At 68.6% G+C, this 18663-nt stretch carries 13 protein-coding genes and 1 pseudogene; 4 read left to right on the top strand and 10 right to left on the bottom strand.

The window, feature by feature from the left end:
- The 6 genes from ACFU95_RS48660 to ACFU95_RS48635 all read right to left on the bottom strand — a co-directional run.
- Positions 1-240 (bottom strand): helix-turn-helix domain-containing protein (locus ACFU95_RS48660; protein WP_383843587.1); only part of this gene is annotated, 240 nt, incomplete at its 3' end.
- 77 nt (positions 241-317) lie between these two features.
- Positions 318-1010, bottom strand: coding sequence for a hypothetical protein (locus ACFU95_RS48655; RefSeq protein WP_383843585.1), 693 nt, complete (start codon positions 1008-1010; stop codon positions 318-320).
- Positions 1011-1174: 164 nt separating this feature from the next.
- Positions 1175-2185, bottom strand: coding sequence for a helix-turn-helix domain-containing protein (locus ACFU95_RS48650; protein ID WP_383843583.1), 1011 nt, complete (start codon positions 2183-2185; stop codon positions 1175-1177).
- A 305-nt stretch (positions 2186-2490) separates the two neighbouring features.
- A complete protein-coding gene (locus ACFU95_RS48645; RefSeq protein ID WP_383843580.1) occupies positions 2491-4827 on the bottom strand; it encodes an FtsX-like permease family protein in 2337 nt (778 codons plus the stop codon).
- On the bottom strand, positions 4824-5513 hold the full coding sequence (locus ACFU95_RS48640) for an ABC transporter ATP-binding protein (protein WP_383843577.1): 690 nt from the start codon (positions 5511-5513) through the stop codon (positions 4824-4826). Before ACFU95_RS48640 ends, ACFU95_RS48645 begins: the two co-directional genes overlap by 4 nt.
- On the bottom strand, positions 5510-6034 hold the full coding sequence (locus tag ACFU95_RS48635) for a PadR family transcriptional regulator (protein ID WP_383843573.1): 525 nt from the start codon (positions 6032-6034) through the stop codon (positions 5510-5512). The genes ACFU95_RS48640 and ACFU95_RS48635 overlap by 4 nt, the downstream gene beginning before the upstream one ends.
- A 187-nt stretch (positions 6035-6221) precedes the next feature.
- On the opposite strand from ACFU95_RS48635, the gene ACFU95_RS48630 reads away from it, so the two are divergent.
- The 3 genes from ACFU95_RS48630 to ACFU95_RS48620 all read left to right on the top strand — a co-directional run bounded on the left by ACFU95_RS48630 (position 6222) and on the right by ACFU95_RS48620 (position 9067).
- Positions 6222-6992, top strand: a complete 771-nt coding sequence (locus ACFU95_RS48630) for a DeoR/GlpR family DNA-binding transcription regulator (protein WP_383843570.1) — start codon at positions 6222-6224, stop codon at positions 6990-6992.
- 219 nt (positions 6993-7211) lie between these two features.
- Complete coding sequence (locus ACFU95_RS48625) at positions 7212-8231, top strand: LysR substrate-binding domain-containing protein (RefSeq protein WP_383843568.1); 1020 nt, start codon at positions 7212-7214, stop codon at positions 8229-8231.
- The gene (locus ACFU95_RS48620) at positions 8228-9067 is read left to right on the top strand and encodes an ABC transporter ATP-binding protein (RefSeq protein ID WP_383843565.1); all 840 of its coding nucleotides are present in this window, start codon (positions 8228-8230) and stop codon (positions 9065-9067) included. Before ACFU95_RS48625 ends, ACFU95_RS48620 begins: the two co-directional genes overlap by 4 nt.
- Positions 9068-9153: 86 nt before the next feature.
- Here ACFU95_RS48620 and ACFU95_RS48615 read toward each other — a convergent pair whose 3' ends face one another.
- From ACFU95_RS48615 to ACFU95_RS48600, 4 genes are all read right to left on the bottom strand, one after another.
- Positions 9154-11277: a glycoside hydrolase family 2 TIM barrel-domain containing protein gene (locus tag ACFU95_RS48615; RefSeq protein ID WP_383843562.1), complete on the bottom strand. Its 2124-nt coding sequence runs from the start codon at positions 11275-11277 to the stop codon at positions 9154-9156.
- Positions 11278-11359: 82 nt separating this feature from the next.
- A complete protein-coding gene (locus ACFU95_RS48610) occupies positions 11360-14722 on the bottom strand; it encodes a discoidin domain-containing protein (RefSeq protein WP_383843559.1) in 3363 nt (1120 codons plus the stop codon).
- 78 nt (positions 14723-14800) lie between these two features.
- Complete coding sequence (locus ACFU95_RS48605; protein ID WP_383843556.1) at positions 14801-16858, bottom strand: RICIN domain-containing protein; 2058 nt, start codon at positions 16856-16858, stop codon at positions 14801-14803.
- Between the two features lie 221 nt (positions 16859-17079).
- Complete coding sequence (locus tag ACFU95_RS48600) at positions 17080-18150, bottom strand: LacI family DNA-binding transcriptional regulator (protein ID WP_383843553.1); 1071 nt, start codon at positions 18148-18150, stop codon at positions 17080-17082.
- A 420-nt stretch (positions 18151-18570) separates the two neighbouring features.
- On the opposite strand from ACFU95_RS48600, the pseudogene ACFU95_RS48595 reads away from it, so the two are divergent.
- A pseudogene (locus ACFU95_RS48595) lies at positions 18571-18663 on the top strand (carbohydrate ABC transporter permease); the annotation flags it as partial.

The following is an 18663-nucleotide window of genomic DNA, read 5'->3' as shown; positions in this document are numbered from 1 at the left end:
CTCCGCGATCACCGTCGCCGGCATCTCCGGCCATTGCTCGAGCAGTTCGCGGATCTGCGGCTCGGCCGCGTCCACGATCGAACCCTTCGGTGCCCACTGGTACTTCGGCGGAGCGTCGTCCGCGATGGCCCTGCGGACGGTGTTCCTCGAGATCCCCAGCTTCCTCGCGATGGCCCGCACCGGCATCTGTTCGGCCCGGTGAAGCCGGCGGATCTCCGCCCAGTCCTCCACGCTGATCACCACTCCTCCCGGTCTGACTCAACGAGCCAGACCCCTTGGAGGGGGTCAACTTTCAAGCGTCGCTACTGGTCCACTTTTCAGCCGTCGCCGACAACCGTTCCCGTACTGTCGCGCCCGTAGGCGGTGTTGAATCTCGCATCGGCCCCCGAGCACCCGTTGTCCTCGTCCTTCCCCGTCCTGACAGGTCTGCCCCGCTCCCAGCCGGATGGCATGCTCGTCAGATCCGGAAGCACCCGCCTGACCTCACTGACGGTCAGGGCTCGTACGGCATGACGGGCACTGTCGTCCTGCGATGACTCGGGGGAGTCGTCGACCAGGATCAGGTTCACGCCCCCGTACACGGCCAGCACGACCAGGGCCAGCAGCAGCGCGGTTCCCAGGCCGATGAGGGTCTGCCCGCCCCGGGTCTTGTTGATGGTCAGTGGGCCGAGGGCGATGGAACTGCGCGTCACCTGGCTGCCGGTGATCAGCAGGCTGCCGGTGGTGCTGGTTCCCGGTGCGGTCAGATGCGATTGCAACTGACACCGCAGTTCCGGGTCCGCCTCGATCTCCTCCTGGACCACGGACCGTGCCGAGTCCTGTGCGGAAGGATCATCCGGGGCCTGAGTCAGTGTGTCCAGGGCCGCCCGTCCCCGCTCCGTTGAGACCAGCCGCGCGCGCAGGGCATCGGCGACCGCAGTTCCGGCGCTCTGGCCGACTGAGCCCGCCGCTCCGGTCGCCGTCACGGTCATGACCGTGACGGCCATGGCCGCCAGTTCAGATGTCTCCATGTGCTCCCCCGGTTCAGACGCTCGGCGTTCCGACGCTCGGCGCCCTCACGGCTTCGCGTCCGGATTGCGTTATCGCCATGCACGCGACATTCGGCGGGCACGCCTTACTGTCACCTGCGCCGGGAGGCCAGGTCTTTGGCCGAGAGCGCAGACTTCCTGTGCATTCAGCGCACGGTGGCCCGGACCTCGCTCGGCGAGACCCCGTACGTCCTGCGGAAGGCCCGGCTGAAGTCCGCGGGGTGGCGGAAGCCCCAGCGCAGGGCGGTCTCGCCGATCGTGCGGTGCTGTCGGCGGGGCTCACTCAGCTCGGCGTGGCAACGCTCCAGGCGGCGGCGCCGGATGGTGGCGGTGACGGACTCCGGCTCGCTCTGGAAGAGATGGTGAAGGGTGCGTACCGAGATGTGGTGGTGCGCGGCGATGGCCGCCGGGTCCAGCAAGGGGTCGGCGAGGTGGTGGTCGATAAAGGCGCTGATCCGGGCGACGAGTGCTGTTCTGCGCGTCTCGGCGGGAAGCGAGTGCCGGTCGCCGGTCCGCGCCGCGAGAAGGGACGCGGCCAGGTCCACCCCGATGGCACCGAGCCGGGCAAGCTCGTCGGGCCCCGCGGAGCGGGCAGCCTCCGGCAGGGAGGTCAGATACGGGCTCAGCAGGGCCCCGGAGCCGGACCTACTGGGCAGCGGCTCGGCCAGCAGGCGGTCGGCGCGGCCGCCGGCAAGGGGGAGGAGAGCGAGGGGGAGGCGCAGCAGGGTCAGGCGGACGGGGCCGCCATTGTCCAGGAAGTCGCAGGTCAGCGGCCTCGAACTGGAGAACAGGGCCATGTCGCCGGGACCGAGGCACGCGACGCCACGGGCCTGCTCCAGACGGACCGTGCTCTCTCGGACAAGGAGCAGGAAGTAGTCCTCGGGGTCTCCACGGCGGATGTGCGCAGGGGAGCGCCGGGCGGTCATCGGGGAGAAGTCGAAGGCCGCGACCTGGGCGTGCGGCAGGCTTACGGCCTTTACCCAGCCCCGGAAACGGTCGGCGTGCGGACTCCGGATCGACACAGGCATGACCTCGTGGCCGACCATGTCGTTCCACCAGCCGAAGCGGTCCGGCACCGCGATGTCGTCTGTGTCCAGCGCCACCACCGGCCCCGCCGCCGTGGCGTCCTTCCCTGCCATCTCCTTGAGACTCGACATACAACGATATTGCCCGCCAAAGGAGTTGGCTGTGTAGTAGGTGCACGGCCATGTGGTCACGAGGTCGGCGACCTGCGGTCGATGGAGCCGGGCAGCCCGGGCCGGATGCGGACGAGCGGCAGGACATCGTGGTGGTGGCCGTCTGCCGCAGGTCGGTCAATGTGGGCCTGCTGTTGGCCCGGGTCCGCAAGACGGTGAAGGAGTACCAGCTCGGAGCGGTCGGCCCGGAAGCCACCGAAGCCCCCTCCCCGGAAAGAGAACGGGGAGGGGCCTTCGGTGCGGGACCTTCGGTCAAGGTGCGGGGGTTACTCCGTGCGCAGTCCGTCCGGCCGCATCAGCCGCAGGAGCGGCGGCAGGCTCAGCAGCGTCACCACCAGGACAACCCCGGCGCCGGCTCCTGTCATCGTCGCCACGCTCACCCAGCCCACGCTGACCGGTGTCTCGGTCATCTTCAGCAGCACCGTGCCCAGCGTGATCCCCACCAGCGCGGCCAGCAGCAGGCCCAGCCCGATCGGGATCGCCGTCTGCCACAGCACCGACAGGCTCAGTGTGCGGCGCCGGGTACCGAAGGCGACCAGCGAGGACAGTAGTTTGCGGCGCTCGCGCAACTGCTCAAGCTGCGACACCAGCAGGCTGGCGCCGATCAGCACCAGGACGCAGATCGCGCCGACGAACAGGCCGGTGCGGATCGAGGTGAACGTCTCGTCCTGCCGGGTGGCGTACCAGTTCTGCGGGTCGGCCAGCGGATCCACCCGGAACGCCGTGTTGCGGGCGTACTCGAACGCGTCGGGCACCGACTCGTCGATCGAGAGGTAGATCTCGCCGCGGAGCAGCTTCTCGGCGGCCTTGGGCAGCGCGCTCGGCGTCATCAGGAATCCGCCTCGTTCCCAGCCGATCAGGTCCTTGACCGATCGGGCGGGAATGGCGCCCTCGGGGACGGTCCAGACGGCCTCCGTGCCGCGTTCGGGGTGGGGCGCGTCGAGATACAGCTTCATGCCGGGCTTGTTCAGTTCGGCCATCTCGTTCTCGTCCCCGTCGCGGACGAGAACGAACAGGTCGCCGTCCTTGCACGAGGGCAGCTTCGCCAGCTCGCGCAGGGACGGGCAGTCGCCCACAGTCAGGTCGGCGACCGACTCCGGGCCGTTCTCGCTCTTCCAGGAGGTGTCGCCCAGTTGGCCCTCCCAGAGGGCCGTGGCCTTGCGGACTGCCTCGGTGTCGGCGAACTTCTTGGCGGTCGCTGCCACCGGGGCGCCGTCCGGCACACTGACCTGCATCTGCGCCTGCGCGACGTCCTGTCCGGTGGTCTTGGTGTAGTCGCTCTCCACACCCGCGAACAGCATCTGGAGCGTGATCGCCCCGGCCACGGCCACCGCGATGCCGTTGACCGTGCGGGCCGCCGTGCCGCTGCTCAACTGCAGTCTGCGCACGGCGAGTTGCCAGGCGACACCGCCCGAGCCGAGCCGGGCGACGACCGTTTCCACGAGCCACGGCAGCAGCGTGGTGATCCCGACGAGGAGCAGCAGGACGCCGCCCATCACCAGGTACTTGTTGAAGGTGCCGCTGCCGCGGCCCTGTCCGATCATCGGGTAGAGCATGGCGAGGCCGGCCACTGGCAGCAGCAGCCGCCACCACAGCCGTCGCCGCGCGGGTTTCGCCGTACGCACCACGCCGAGCGGTTCGATCACCACACCGCGCAGCGCGAAGAGCGTCACCAGGACGGCGGCCCCTGGCACCGCCAGGGCGACCAGGGCGGCCAGCGCGGGGGAGGGGTCGAGGTAGCTCGGCCATACGCTCACGCCCAACACCTCCGCCGATCCCGCCACCTGGCGGCCGATCAGGAAGAAGACCGTGCCGAAGACCAGGCCGAGCAGCGCGCCCGCCATCGCCTCGCCTGCCGCGGCGCGCCGGGTCATCCAGCCGTCCGAACCGATCAGTCTCAGGGCCGCGAGCCTGCGGTCGCGCCGCTCGCCCCCGAACCGCACGGCCGCCGCGATGAACACGGCGACCGGCAGCAGCAGCACGATGATCACGACGAGGACCAGCAGGGCCAGCACGGGGTCGGTCTTCTCGTCGGGCGGGTTGGAGTCTCCGAACTCCTTCAGGCGGTTCGTCGCGCCGTCGAGGTGCGCGGCGAGCCCGGACCCGCCCGTGTAGTAGGCGAGTTCCTGGGAGCCCACCAGTCCGATCTCCCCGATGGTCCCGACGACGCGGTACGGCAGACGCTCCCGCAGCAGCGCTCCGCCGTCGGAGGCGAGCAGTTCCTTCAACGCGGGCGAGACCACCATGGCGCCCTTCGCCGGGAGCCCACTCAGGCCGGGAGGTATCGGGGCGCGCGGCCCTTCCGGCTCCACCACCCGGCCGCGTACCTCCCTGCCGCGGAACGACGTGTCGACCCGCGTGATCAGCAGGGTGTCGTCGGCCTTGGGCAGCAGCCCGTCGGTCAACGCCCAGTCCGCCCGCGATCGTTCACGGTCTTCTCGTACCGAGATCGCGTTCGGCACGGCCGTCGTCAGCAGCAGGACCGACACGCCCAGTCCGACCCCGACCGCCGTCAGCAGGGCCCGGATCCAACCCTCCCGCCCTCCGGCGAAGGCGAACCGGACGCCTTGGCCCAGGTCTCTGCTCCACTGGCGCGGGTTCATACGACGTGCTCCATGTCCTGCGACTTGCCGTCCCGTACGACGATCTCGCGGTCGGAGTAGGCGGCCACCCGCGCCTCGTGCGTCACCAGTACTACGGCCGCGTTGGTCGACCGGGCGGCCTCGGTGAGCAGCTGCATCACGCGTTCGCCGTTGAAGGAGTCCAGCGCGCCGGTCGGTTCGTCGGCGAACACCACCCTCGGGCCGGTCACCAGCGAGCGCGCCACTGCCACCCGCTGCCCCTGACCGCCGGAGACCTCGCCGGGCCGCTTCTTGCGCAGGTCGTCGACCTCCAGCCGCTCCATCCAGGCCAGAGCGGTCCGCTCTGCCTGCTTGCGCGCGGTTCCGTTCAGCCGCAGCGGCAGTGCCACGTTCTCCACACAGGTCAGCTCCGGCACCAACTGCCCGAACTGGAACACGAACCCGAACTCCGAGCGGCGCAGCGCGCTGCGCCGGGCATCGCTCATCGTTGCCATCTCCTGCCCGTCGTAGAGGATCGAGCCCGAGTCAGGTGGGACGATCCCGGCGAGGCAGTGCAGCAGTGTGGACTTGCCGGACCCGGAGGGGCCCATCACGGCGACGACCTCGCCGGGGTGAATGGAGAACTCGGCGCCGTCCAGCGCCATCGTCGGGCCGTACGCCTTGCGCAGGTCGTGCGCGGTTAACAGGGATCCCGCGGGAGCGTTCACGCGGTCACCGCCTCTCGGAGCTTGTCGAGGCGCGCTGCGGTCAGTTCCAGCCAGCGCAGATCGGCCTCCAGGTGGAACAGGGCGTGGTCGCAGACGAGCTGGTCGACGAGATCACCCCTGTGTTTGCGGTCGGTCAGCATGCGCATGCTGCGCAGGTGCTCGGAGCGCTGGGTGTCCAGGACGTCGACCGCGTCGCGACGGGTGAGCAGTGCCAGGACGACCTTGGTGTAGAGCGTCGACTGGAGGTAGGGCTCGGGCTTCTCCGGCGTGCCGATCCAGCGGGCGACGTCGGTGATGCCGGCGTCGGTGATGGCGTAGCGCTTGCGCTCCGGACCGCCGCCGGACTCGACGGCGTCGACTTCGACGAGCCCGTTCTTCAGTAGCCGGGACATCGTTGAGTAGACCTGCCCGTAGTGCAGCGGCCGGTCGTGACCGAACTTTTCGTCGAAGGCCCGCTTCAGGTCGTAACCGTGGCGGGGCCCGGACTCCAGGAGTCCGAGCAGTGCGTGACCGATGGACATGACGAGGACTGTACACGCGATGTATACCCAAGGTGTATACGTCGAGTGTGTAGATGGCGGTGAAGACCGGACCATTTGGTCGGGCAGCCGGCGCCGGGACGACAATGCCGGGGAAGCGCACGCAGTCGTCAACTACCTTTGGCGAGCGGCGGATTGTGCCGGCCGGCAGCGTGTAGTGTCCGGTTGCGTGCTGGCTGAACGACGACACCAACTCATCCTGCAAGCCCTGCGCTCGGGCGGCATCACGTCCGTCAACGACCTCGCCGAGCAGCTTGATGCCAGCGCGGCGACCATCCGCCGTGACCTCCTCAAGCTGGAGGCGGACGGGCTGCTCACCCGGGTGCATGGCGGAGCGGTCATCGAGGATGATCAGCCCTCCTTCCACGAGGCCGCAGCGGCTCGGGTGGGCGAGAAGGACGCGATTGCCACCCAGGCGGCCACGATGATCGAGGACGGCCAGTCGGTCATTCTCGACAGCGGCACAACGGTGCACCGGTTGGCGCTCAAGCTCCGGGGCCGCCGGCTCACCGTGATCACCAACAACCTCGCCGTGTACGACGAACTCACCGATGACGAGAACATCGACCTGATGTTGCTCGGAGGCATGGTCATCCGCGAGTCACGCATGCTGGACGGTTTCATGGCCGAGGACAACCTCCGCCAAGTCCATTCCGACTGGCTGTTCATGGGTGCCTGCGGCCTGCGCCCTGGGGGTCAGGTCATGGACACCACCGTGGCCGAGGTGCCCGCCAGGCGAGCCATGATCGCCGCCAGCGACAGGGTGGTGCTCTTGGCTGACAAGAGCAAGTTCCCTGGAACCGGCATGGTGAAGATCTGCGGCCCCGAGGACCTGGATGCGGTCATCACCAACGCATCGGAAGACGATGCGACCTGCGTGGCCCTGCGTGAGGCCGGAGTGACGGTGATACCGACGGCTCCGGCCGCAGTCGATGGCTGACAACGGCCAACACAGTGAGCCGAGTGTCGGTGTGTGACGAGGCGGCACGCGCGTTTGAGGAACGCTTCGTGGATGTCGACTCGTCGTTCCCAGGTACTCCCACTGGAAACCCGGTGAATTCCGTTCGCCGAGGCGTCCGGCAGGGCCACGCGGAAGGATACTGTCCTTGCCGCTCGTCCGACCGGTCCGTGCGGTGGCCCTGGGACGCGCGGAGATCTGATGGAACGACGCCAGCTGGAGTATTTCATCGCCGTGGTCGAGCACGGCGGTTTCACGGCTGCGGCCCTTGCGCTCCACGTCGCCCAGCCCTCACTGTCCCACGCGATCCGCACCCTGGAGCGCGAATTCGGCGGGCAGCTCTTTCACCGCCTTCCGCAAGGTGTCGCGCTCACCGCGGCGGGCGAGGCACTGGTCCAGCCGGCGCGGCAGGTCCTGCGTGACCTGTCCACGGCCCGTTCGCTGGTCCGCGAAGTGCTTGGCCTCAGCGGCGGCCGGCTCGACATCGTCTCCCAGACGACTCTCTCGGTCGACCCGCTCTCCGGGATGCTCGGCCGTTTCCACCGCGTGCATCCGAAGGTCTCCGTACGTGTTGTCGATCCCGAGCAGGGCCCGGCCGTGGCGCACATGGTCACGGCCGGGCAGTGCGAACTCGGCCTGGTGGACGCCTCGGTGCCCACGGCCGACCTGCGCCATATCGATCTGCCGGAGCAGGAGATGCAGGTCGTGCTGCCGCCGGACCACCCGCACGCGCCGGGCGACACCATCACTTCGCGCGAACTGGCCGCCCTGGACCTGATCGTGACACCGCCGGGCACCGAGACCCGGGCGGCGGTGGACGAGGTGTGCACCGCGCTGGGCGTCGTCCCGCGCATCACCGTGGAGACGGCGCACCGCGCGATGATCGTCCCACTGGTCCTCTCCGGCGTCGGTGCCGCGCTGCTGCCGGCCTCGGTGCTGATCGCCGACGAGCCCACCACGGCACTGGACGTCACGGTGCAGGCCGGCATCCTCGACCTGCTCCGCACGCTGCGCGACGAGCGCGGCATGGCGATCATCCTGATCACGCACGATCTCGGGGTCGTCGCCGACACCTGCGACCGCGCGATCGTCATGGAGCGGGGCCGGATCGTGGAGGAAGGCTCGGTCGACGACATCTTCTACCGGCCCCGGCACCCGTACACACAAAAACTCATCGCCAGTACCCCCAGCATCGTTCGTACCGAGGGCAGGATCGCGTGACCGGAACACCCGCACTCCAACTCGACGGCCTCGCGGTCCGTTATCCGTCCCGTGGCTTCCGCAGGGCCCCGACCACGGTCATCGAGGACGTGTCGTTCGAGGTCGGTCAGGCCGAGACGGTCGCGCTCGTGGGCGAGTCCGGCTCGGGAAAGACCACCATCGGCAAGGCGGTACTGGGACTGACCCCGGTCAGCGCCGGACGCGTGCTGCTGGACGGGCGGGACATCACCCACCTCACCGGCCGCGCCCGCCGGCTGCTCTCCTCCGATCTCCAGGCCATCTTCCAGAACCCCTACGGATCACTGAACCCGGCGCTGCCCGTGGGCCGGACCCTGGCCGAGCCCCTGCTCACCGGTTCACCCCTCTCACGCCAGGAGGTCCACGACCGCATCGCCGACCTGCTGCTCCGCGTCGGCCTGCCCGCGGACGCGGCCGACCGGTTCCCGGCCCAGTTCAGTGGAGGTCAGCGCCAGCGCATCGCCATCGCCCGCGCGGTCGCCAGGCAACCCAGGATCATCATCTGCGACGAACCGACCAGCGCCCTCGACGTCACCACGCAGGCCGCTGCCCTGGAACTCCTCTCCGAACTCCAGAACACCCTCGGTTGCGCATACCTGTTCATCACTCATGACCTCGCCGTCGTCAAGGAGTTCGCGGCGCGCACCCTGGTGCTGCAGCACGGCCGCATCGTCGAAGAGGGACCCAGCACCGACGTGTGTGACCAGCCGCAGCACGCGTACACCCGACGACTGGTGGCGGCCGCACCCGTCCCGGACCCGATCCTGCAACGTAGGCGCCGGCAGCAGCGGACGGAGGCGGGGGCGACCGCTGGATGAGTGCACCGGACTCATGGCCGGCGGCCGTTCCCTGGTCCGGGGATCCCAGCGATTTCACTGGCTCGGGCGGCCGAAGGCCGAGGTTCTCAGCCGAGGGTCCAGTTCACCGTGTCGGTATACGTGGAGCCGTCGAAGGTCGCGGTGACTGTCACGGTGTTCTGCCCCGGCCTCAGTGTGACGTCGGCCCACCTGAAGATATGGTCGCTACTGCTCAGGGTCCCCAGTGAGGTGCCGTTGAGGGTGGCGGTGACCTTGTCCGCGTTGGAGTAGACCTTCAGTTCCGTGGTGGCATCGGTTCTCACAGTCCAGCGACGGCTGGTGATGTACAGGGTCGGGGTGCTCGCCCAGTTGGCCTTGTACCAGTAGAAAGCGTCCTTGCGGATCTGCCGGTCGTGGGTGACCAGGCCCTTGTCGTTGATTCCGGGCCGGCCCCCTTCGCCCCGGCCGTCGGAGGCGAAGTCGAACATGGCCCAGACGAACGCGCCCCAGATGTACGGACGGGCGGCGAGCTGCTTCCCATACGCTTCGTGGAACAGTGCCTGGTATTCCTCGGGGTGCCAGGAACCGCCCGGTTCGGGCCTGGGCGGGTTGAGGGCGTGCTGGGTGGTGTTGGCGCCGGCGCCGTACTCCGAGATGCCGATCCTGCGGGACGGCGCGTTCGTGTGCAGGTTGTCGGCCCATGCCCCGAGTTCACCGTCCTTGGAGCCGTAGTACCAGCCCAGGTACTTGTTGAATCCCGTGACCCGCGTGTGCAGTCCTGCCTGCGCGTTGTCGGGGTCCTCGCTGCGCACGGCGTAGGTGGAGAGCCGGTCCGGGTCCTCGGATTCGAGGATGCCCGCCAGTGACGCGAGCAGTGTGTTCGTGGCGGTGCCGTTGTAGTCGGTGAGCTCGTTGCCGATGCCCCAGAAGACGATCGACGGGTGGTTGTGGTTCTGCCGGATCAGCTCACGCAGTTGGTTCTGGGTGCTGGCGGTGAAGGCGGTCGAGTCGGTGACGGAGTTGACCAGCGGGATCTCCGCCCACACGACCAGCCCGCGTTCGTCGGCGAGTTCGTAGTCCTTCTGGTCGTGCTGGTAGTGCGCCATCCGGATGGCGTTCGCGCCGAGCTCCTGGATGAGATCGAAGTCCTGTATGTGTTCGGGGTCAGTGATCGCCCAGCCCTTGCCCGCCCGCTCCTGGTGCAGATTGACGCCGTGCAGGCCGAGGTGGCTGCCGTTGAGGTGGAATCCGGTGTCGGCGTCCACGGCGACGGAACGAAGGCCCAGGCGTTCGGTCACCACATCGGCGATCCTGTCCGCGCCCGCGGTGACGTCATGGACTTCAACGCTCGCGTTGTAGAGGTACGGATCCGCGATCCCGTTCCACAGGCGTGGGCGGTCGAGGGTGACGGTCTGCCTGATCTCGGCGCCGGTGGCCGCGGCGACGGTCTGCGCGGTGCTGCCTGCCTGCGCGACGACGGTCCCGCTCTTGTCGGCGATGACGCTGCGGACGACCACCGATCTGGTGGTGTCGCTGTCGTTCCACAGCTTCGTTGTCACCGTCACCGTGGCCGACGCCGCGGTCACATCGCTCTGCCGCAGGTAGACGCCGGGGCCCGCGTAGTCCTCCATCCGCACATGGAGCACGTCGGTGGCCCACAGGCTCACATTGCGGTAGATGCCGCCTTCGAAGGTGTAGTCCGCGTTCACCGGCGCGATGGCGGTGTCGCGGGCGTTGGTCACCTTCACCGCGATCACGTTGTCCCCGCCCGGGACGAGTACGCCGGTGACGCCGAACCGGAACCGGGAGTATCCGCCCTTGTGCTGCCCGAGATGCCTGCCGTTGACCCAGACGTCGGCGACCTGGTTCACCCCGGCGAACTGCAAGTACAGCCTCTTGCCGGCCAGTTCGGAAGGCACGGTGTAGTGGCGGCGGTACCAGCCCGCTCCGCGGTGGTAGTCGTTGCCGCCGTCGGCGCCGTCGACGGCGTTCCAGGTGTGGGGCGTGTTGACCGGTGTCCATCCGGAGTCATCGAATCCGGGGCTTTCAGCGCCTGTGACGTCCGCCCTGACGAACCGCCACCCCTGGTTGAGGTCGATGCGAATCCGCGGATTCGGCGCCGTATACGCCGCGGCATAGGCGGACTTGGCCTGCGACATGCCCATGGACGAGGCCAACAGTCCTCCAGCCGTGCCGCTCAGCACCTGTCGGCGAGTAGGGAAACCTGTCATGTCAGAACCCATTTCCGGTGGTGGGGTGGTGTAGTTCTCGGACACGCTCGGGCTGTGGACGGCAGGAGCGCGGTGATCCCTGCTATACGACCCGAATCTCGGCGAGCTGGAGACGGTGCTTGGCGGTCTCGTCGGAGGCGGGTGCACCGAGCCTGGTGGTCCTCAGGCGCAGGTAGCGCCCGGTTGCGGAGGTGAGGGTGTAGGTCTGGGCGGCTCCGTTCGGGCCGGACTGGCCGGTGACGGTGCGGACGGTGGTGTACGTGCTGCCGCCGTCTGCGCGGGTCTGCATCGTGAAGTCGACGGGGAAGCCCGCGGTGCCACCGCCGGCCGCGGCGATGTCGCTGCGGGGGTGGAGGGTGACGGAGCCGATGGCCCGGTCGGCGCCGAGGTCGACCTCGATCCACACGGGTGTGTCACTGACGTCGGCGGAGGGGAAGTCGATGCTGGTGAACCCCTTCGCCCCGGTCACGCTGGTGGTGGTGCCGTCCAGGACCCGGGTCTTGCCCCAGTCCCCGTTCTCCAGCGTGTAGTTGCCGGTGACGGTGGTCGCGGCGGTGGGGACGGTGAGTTCGGCGAGCTGGAGACGGTACTTGGTGCTCTCGTCCGAGGCGGGCGTACCGAGCTTGGTCGCCTGCAGACGGACGTGGCGGGCGGTGGTCGTCCTGAAGCCGTACGTCTGCACCAGCCCGTTGGGGTTCGCCTGCCCGGTGACGGTGCGGACGGTGGTGTACGTGCTGGATCCGTCGGCCCGCGTCTGGACCGTGAAGTCGACCGGGAAGCCCGCCGTACCGCCCCCGGCGGCGGGGGTGTCGGTGCGGGGGAAGAGGCGTACGGCGTCGAGGTCGGTGTCGGCTCCGAGGTCGATCTCGACCCAGACGGGGTTGGCGCTGACGTCGGCGGAAGAGAATTCGTTGCTGGTGTAGCCCTTCGCACCGGTCACGCCGGTGAGCTTGCCGTCGGTGAGCCGGTTCCTGCCCCAGTCGCCGTTCTCCAGGCTGTTGTTGCTGGATACGAGCCTGTCCAGGGCAAGATTGTCGAGGCGGCCCGCGCCGGTGACGGTGAACGTCCACGTGCCCGGCTGGAGCGTGAAGTAGACGTACGAGGAGTCCTTGCCCGCATACGTCAGGCCGCCGACGCCGCCGGTGGCGGAGCCTTGCGTGAAGACCGTGGTGCCTCCCGCCTTGATGACCGGCTGGGAGCCTCCGTAGGTGGGCACGCCGACGCGGGCCGTCGTGCCGCTCGGTGATGTGAGGGCGAGCGTCACCTGGGTGCCGTTGCGATCGATGCCGAAGCGGATGTCGCCCTTGACGGTGGGCACCACGGTGTCGATCTTCGTGAGCGTGCCCGTCTGCGGGACCACCTCGTACGTCTCCCAGCCGGGCTTGGTGGGACGCACACCGGCCGCGTAGGCGGACAGCGCGTACAGCGGGCCGCCGTTCCAGGCGTGGTTGTCGGTGCCGGCGGCCTTGTCCCACAGCTCCCAGAGCGTGTAGCAGGCCGGGTCGGCGACCTGGGCGGCGAAGCGGTTGCGCATCCGCTCCTCGGCGACCGTGGCCGCACCCATCAGGTACAGCGCTTCCAGGACGTAGAACTCCATGTAGGGGCTGGCGTTGAGGTGGTTGCGCAGCACCTCGGTCACGGCCCGGTGGCGGGAGGCGGGGGCCAGCCCGGCGACGACGGCGAGGGCGTTGGCGCGGTCGTCGGTGTCGCGGGTGTAGCCGGGTGAGCGGTACTCGTTCCTGGAGGCGTTCCACAGCACCCGGTCGAAGTTGGCCTTGATGCTGTCGCGCCTGGACCGCCAGCCGGCCACATCACCGCTGTTGCCGCTGAGGTCGGCCAGCTGGGCGGCGGTGTCCAGGGCCAGGTAGTACCAGCAGTTGTCGAGGACACGGGCGTCGATGTTGGATCCCCAGTCCTCCCAGTCCCAGTCCCCGGCGCGGTGGTTGACCAGGCCGTCGCCGTCGAGGCTCCACAGGTTCAGGTACTTCTTCACCGCCGGGTAGGCGACGGTGACGGCGTCGGCGTTGCCGGTGTAGAGGTAGTACGTCCAGAACGACCACACCGAGGCGAGCATCTGCACGGGGAGTTCGGCCGTCCAGATGGTCGTCGGGACCGGCGAGTACAGTGCGCCGCTGTCCTTCTGCCACGACGCCAGCTGGGCGATGGCCTTCTTGCCCAGGGCGTGGGACTTGCTGTCGAAGGTGTAGAAGCCCTCCTTGAGCTGGTTGACCACGTCCCCCCACCACTGGGCGCGCTCGCGGGTGGGGCAGTCCATGTAGTTGTCCCGCATGTTGACGTACATCGTGCGGGCGGCCTTGGTCCACAGCGTGTCCAGGAAGGCGTCACTGCTGTCGAAGGAGCCGGCGAAGTCGGTGTCGTAGCCCGACTCGCGGTACTTCAGCTCCAGGATCGTCACGCTCGCGGGAATCGTGTACCGCACGGCGGTGCCGCTCATCCACGCCAGCGGCTCGAACTCCTGGACGCCGCCGGTGCAGACGTAGGTGGCGCGCATGTTGTACTGCGTCCCGGGCTCGATCCCGGTCAGGCCCGCGCCGTCGTCGTAGTGATCGGTCTGGATGCCGATCACCGCACCGGCCGGAGCGTCCACCTTCAGGAACGGGGTCACCTGGATGTTGGACGGCAGGGCGGCCGAGATCGCGGTGGCGCCCTGGCCCGTGGAAGGCAGCGAGGCGGCGTTGGTGTAGGACTTCAGACCGGAGTAGCGGAACAGCGGGATCGGCCGCTCGACGAGGGCGTTCCAGGGCGCGGCGCCTGCGACACCGTATTCGGTCGGCGCTGTCCAGCCGCTGTCGTTGAAGCCGGGGGAGCGCCAGCCCGACACGACGGCGGCGGCTCGGGCGTCGTAGAAGATGTTGGACTCGGGAAGCCGGAAGTTGACCTGTGTGCCGCTGGTGTTGTTCGAGTAGCCCGGGTGGACGGTGTGCTTCCAGCCGGTGTCGCTGACCAGTCGGGTGGTCGTCGAGCCGGTCTGGATGTCGGACTGGAAGAACAGTCCGCCCCTGCCGCTGCTGTTGTGCGAGAAGCCCTGCTTGCCGAAGTGCCACACCAGCAGCGCGACCGTGTTGCTGCCGCTTCTCAGGTACGGAGCGAGGTCGATCTCGTCGTAGTAGGTGTCCGTACGGTTCGGACCGCGCTTGAGGCCGCCCTCGAAGACCACCAGCGTGCCGTTGATCCACAGCCAGTACTTCGAGTCCGCGGCGATCTGTGTCACGGCCTTCGACGGCGCCGATCCCAGGGTGAAGGTTCTACGGAACGCCACCCACTGGTTCGTTGTGCTGGACGAGGCCCAGATCCATTTCGCGGTCCAGGAGACGGCGGCGGACGCCTCGGGCGCGAGCCCCGGCAGGAGCGCCGAACCGAGGGTGGGAGCGAGGGCGACGGCTATGGCGGAGCGCAGGATGGACCGGCGTGGGATGCACTGCATTGGGCACCTTCCGAGTTGTTGAATCGATTCAATCAGGATGCTGGGCTCACCGACCTGGTCGGTGAGCCCAGCCGGAGGTCAGTTGATGCGGACGATCTTCCAGAGCTGGTCGTCGACGTTGAGGCTGCCCCACTGGATGACGGGTGCGCCGTCCGCGGTGGAGGACTGGGCGATGCCGGCGACGAGGGTGCTGTTCACGTTCCGGAGTCGGAAGTAGCCGTCACCCGCGTCGGTGAGGGTCCACTTCTGGGAGTCGGCACTGGAGGCGGTGTTCTGAAGGATCGCGGCGCCCGCGGTGCTGGAGGAGTCGCGGACGTCCAGGTTGAGGTTGCTGTTGACGTTCTTGATGGCCCAGGCTCCGTTGCCGGCGGACTGGAAGGTGAACAGCTGGCAGCCGCAGGCGGAGTTGCGCCACTGGTTGGCCGCCGTACCTGCGGTGGTGGAGGCCTGGGGGATGTCGAGGTACTTGCCGCTGTTCTTGTTGACGAGGACGTACTGGCCGGTGCCCAGCGGCGGCAGGGCGGTCTGGGTGAGGTTCCAGCGCTGGCAGGCGCAGCCGGTGCCGCTCCACTGGGCGGCCTGCGTGCCCGCGACCGTGGAGGCGTTCGGGATCTCCAGGTACCTGCCGGTGACGCGGTTGGTGACGGTGTAGCCGCCGGCGGGGTGAGGGGCGACGGCCCATTCGTGGTCCAGGGTGCCGTTGTCGTCCCACTGCACGATCTTGGCGCCGTCGGCGCTGGACTGGTTCTGTACGCCCAGGACCTTGCCGCTGGCGACATTGAAGATCTTGAAGTAACCGGAGGGCTGCCGCGCGAGGCGCCACTGCTGGTCGGTGGCGTTGGTGGTGCTCTGCTGGGTGGCGTTGGTGCCGTTGGCGGTGGAGCCACCGTTGATGGTGAGGCTCAGGTCGCTGCCCGCGTTGGACAGGGTGTAAGTGGCGCCGTTCGAGATGCCGCCGCCCAGGTCGACGGTGCTGTACGTGACGGGGTTGACGCCGGTGCCGCGCGCGCGTCCCCCGCTGAATACCATCAGGCTGTGGCCGTCGGGCAGCGGGAGCATGCCCCGGCTGTATCCGCCGGCCACGTTGGAGCGCATGCGGTTCCAGGCGTTCGCGGCTCCGTTCTCGGTGTTGACGAACAGGTCGTCCTGGCTCTCGCCGCTGAGAACGAGCGTGCCGTTGGGACCGCCTGTGGGCAGCCAGGTGATGAAGGGCGCTCCGCTGGGGATGACGCCGTCGGTGGACCGCAGCACTCGGCCGGTGACGGAGCCGAAGCCCTCCGGGTCGGCGGAGATCTTGTAGTAGACGGAGCACCTGCCCTCGGGGGCGTTGCAGTACTCGTAGCTCATCACGTAGTTGCCGTTCGGAAGCCGTGTCACCACCGGCATGCCCGGCCGGTCCGCGTAGGTGGGCATCGACACGTCGTCGACGACCGGGCCCCAGTTGCGGAGGTCCGTGGAGACCTGGTGGACGATCTCCTGGCCGTGTGCGGTGTCACGCTGGTCGGAGTAGTAGACGATGAGCCGGTCGCCGGAGAGCAGGAAGTAGGGCTCCCACACGGGGGTGTGCCCGTTGCTGGATATCGCCTCGCCGCCGGTGGCGATGTTGGTGACGAAGGTCCAGGTCTGCCCGCGGTCGGTGCTGGCGTACAGGTCGATCTTGGTCCCGCCCCGGTCGGCCGGCACGGAGTCACCGGCGGCCAGGATCGTGCCGGCGGGGAAGCCGCCCATGGCGCGGGGAAGTTCGAACAGCTCGGGCTCCCAGCGCATGCCCCAGCCGTTCTGGGTGTCGGCGACCTCGGAGATCTTCGTCCAGGAGATGCCGTTGTCGGTGCTGCGGTAGATCGGGAAGACGGGCTTGTCGTTGGTGTACTGCTCGAAGGTGGCGAGGATGGTGCCGTTGGCCGAGCCGTTGTGCTGCAGACGCATCGCCCGCGGATAGAACGTCCCGGGCGAGGGCGCGTTCGACGGTGGGGTGTACAGCGTCTGCGACGGAGTGGATTCCGCTGCCGCACGGCCCGCGGCGGGCAGGGCCACTGTCGCCGCGGCGACGAGCAGGGACACCAGCAACGTCAGGAAGGTGAGAGGGCGGGAACGTGGAGCGGCGCCGGGTCTGGCGCCTGGCTGCGAAGGGGACATGGTGCGGCTCCGATGACGGGGGAGGGGAAGTGTTTCGATGCCCGCCGTTCCCGGGACCCACAGGGTCGGGACCGGCGGAGGCCAATGAGCGCGCGTCCGTCGGGCAGAGGGGGATGATGCCGTCACCATGCGGCTCGCCCCGAGCCTCGCGGTGAGATGCCCGTGAAAGACAGACACGGTTTCCCGGGCGGATGTACGCCTGGGGAGGGCTTTGCCGGTGGTCAGGTGGTGCGAAGTGCCGTCGGGCCTCGGCGGGACGGAGGCGGCGCGGTCGAGCCGCGGACCACGAGTTCGACGGGTGGCTCGCCCGCCGGCGGCAGCTCGGTGTCGGGCTTCTCGATGGCGTGCACGAGAAGCCTGATTCCTTCCCGCGCCGCGGCGTCGAAAGGCTGGCGAACGGTGGTCAGAGGCGGGGAGACGTAGGCGAAGACGGGGTTGCCGTCGAAGCCTACGACGCTGATGTCCTCCGGAACGCGCCGCCCGGCTTCCCGCAGGGCGTGGATCAGGCCGATGGCCATCTCGTCGCCCGCGGCGAACACCGCGGTCACCGTCCTGTCGGAGGCGAGTGCGCGACCTGCCGCGTACCCGGAAGCGGCCGACCAGTCACCGTTCAGCAGAGGCGGTTCGTGCGCGCCCCTTGCCGTCAGCGCTGCCCGCCATCCCTCGATACGGTCCCTGGTGGCGTACCACCGCCGCGGGCCCGCCAGGTGATGGACGGTCTCATGCCCCAGGTCCAGCAGATGTTCGGTGGCCGCCCGCGCCAGTGCGAGGGCGCCCACACCCACGGTCAGTGTCCGACTGGCCGTGAAGGCAGGAGCCGGTGGTGCGCCGATGAAGAGGACCGGCACGTCGACGCGGAGCGGGACCTCTCCCTTCACGATGGGTTCGGAGACGACGACACCGTCCACGCCCTGCTCGAGGAGTGACTCGACGGCACCGGCGATGTCCTCTGGCGCGCCATCCGGCGTGTTGATCACACGGAGCGCGTAGCCGGCGTCCCGTACGGCTTGCTCGATGTGCACGAGCAAGGAGGCGGTTCCGTAGCCCGCGGTGCCCAGGGCGACCACACCGATGGAGCGGGTGCGTCCGGAAGCCAGCGTCCTGGCAGCCTGGTTCAGCCGATAGCCGAGCTCCTCGGTGGCCGCGAGGACACGTCGGCGGGCCTCGTCGGAGACATACGGTTCACCGTTGAGGACGCGGGAGACCGTCTTGCGCGAAACGCCCGCCACCCGGGCGACGTCCGCACTGCGCGGCGCGGTGGAACCCGCGGCGCGCCCCACTTCTGGTGCCATGAAGTCTCCCTACGGCCACGTTCCCGCTGGAACGACGTCAACCATATGACCACGCGGCATGACCGCGCGGTCATATCTACGCAGCGGACATGGACACACGTCAAGGGTTCCCGCAGCCGCATTCCGCTTGGCAACCGTACGGAGAGGCCGCCACGACCACGTCAAGACGTCAAGCCACGTGCCATCTATGCAGGTCAGGAGCCGAAGTGCCGAGTCGGACCGGCTTTCAGGAATGCCAGTGACCGGGACCCATGGCGAGGGGAGCAAACCCTGTCACAACGCTGTCCCGCGCTGTTCACCAGACTCGGAGCCTTGACACCGGCCCTCCATGACGTTCACTCTTCCTGCCATCCAGCCGATCGGCTTTGTTCGATCGAGTTTGCTTTTGGTCGCTTAGTCGACCGTTCCCTTCGCCGTACCTTCTACGTCAGCCGCTTCGACTTCCGGATCAACCTCGCCCTGCTGCTGGTCTTCACCGCCGGCAACCTGCTCCCGCAGCAGGTCATCATCACC

The sequence above is a fragment of the Streptomyces sp. NPDC057623 genome, assembly GCF_042800355.1.
Taxonomy (GTDB): Bacteria; Actinomycetota; Actinomycetes; order Streptomycetales; family Streptomycetaceae; genus Streptomyces.
Note: the sequence above shows the minus strand (reverse complement) of the source record. Positions and strands in the feature narration are given on the sequence as shown.

Coding starts and splice junctions, on each gene's coding strand:
- ACFU95_RS48655 (WP_383843585.1), bottom strand. CDS start 1,010: ATGGAGACATCTGAACTGGCGGCCATGGCCGTCACGGTCATGACCGTG.
- ACFU95_RS48650 (WP_383843583.1), bottom strand. CDS start 2,185: ATGTCGAGTCTCAAGGAGATGGCAGGGAAGGACGCCACGGCGGCGGGG.
- ACFU95_RS48645 (WP_383843580.1), bottom strand. CDS start 4,827: ATGAACCCGCGCCAGTGGAGCAGAGACCTGGGCCAAGGCGTCCGGTTC.
- ACFU95_RS48635 (WP_383843573.1), bottom strand. CDS start 6,034: ATGTCCATCGGTCACGCACTGCTCGGACTCCTGGAGTCCGGGCCCCGC.
- ACFU95_RS48625 (WP_383843568.1), top strand. CDS start 7,212: ATGGAACGACGCCAGCTGGAGTATTTCATCGCCGTGGTCGAGCACGGC.
- ACFU95_RS48615 (WP_383843562.1), bottom strand. CDS start 11,277: ATGACAGGTTTCCCTACTCGCCGACAGGTGCTGAGCGGCACGGCTGGA.
- ACFU95_RS48610 (WP_383843559.1), bottom strand. CDS start 14,722: ATGCAGTGCATCCCACGCCGGTCCATCCTGCGCTCCGCCATAGCCGTC.
- ACFU95_RS48605 (WP_383843556.1), bottom strand. CDS start 16,858: ATGTCCCCTTCGCAGCCAGGCGCCAGACCCGGCGCCGCTCCACGTTCC.
- ACFU95_RS48600 (WP_383843553.1), bottom strand. CDS start 18,150: ATGGCACCAGAAGTGGGGCGCGCCGCGGGTTCCACCGCGCCGCGCAGT.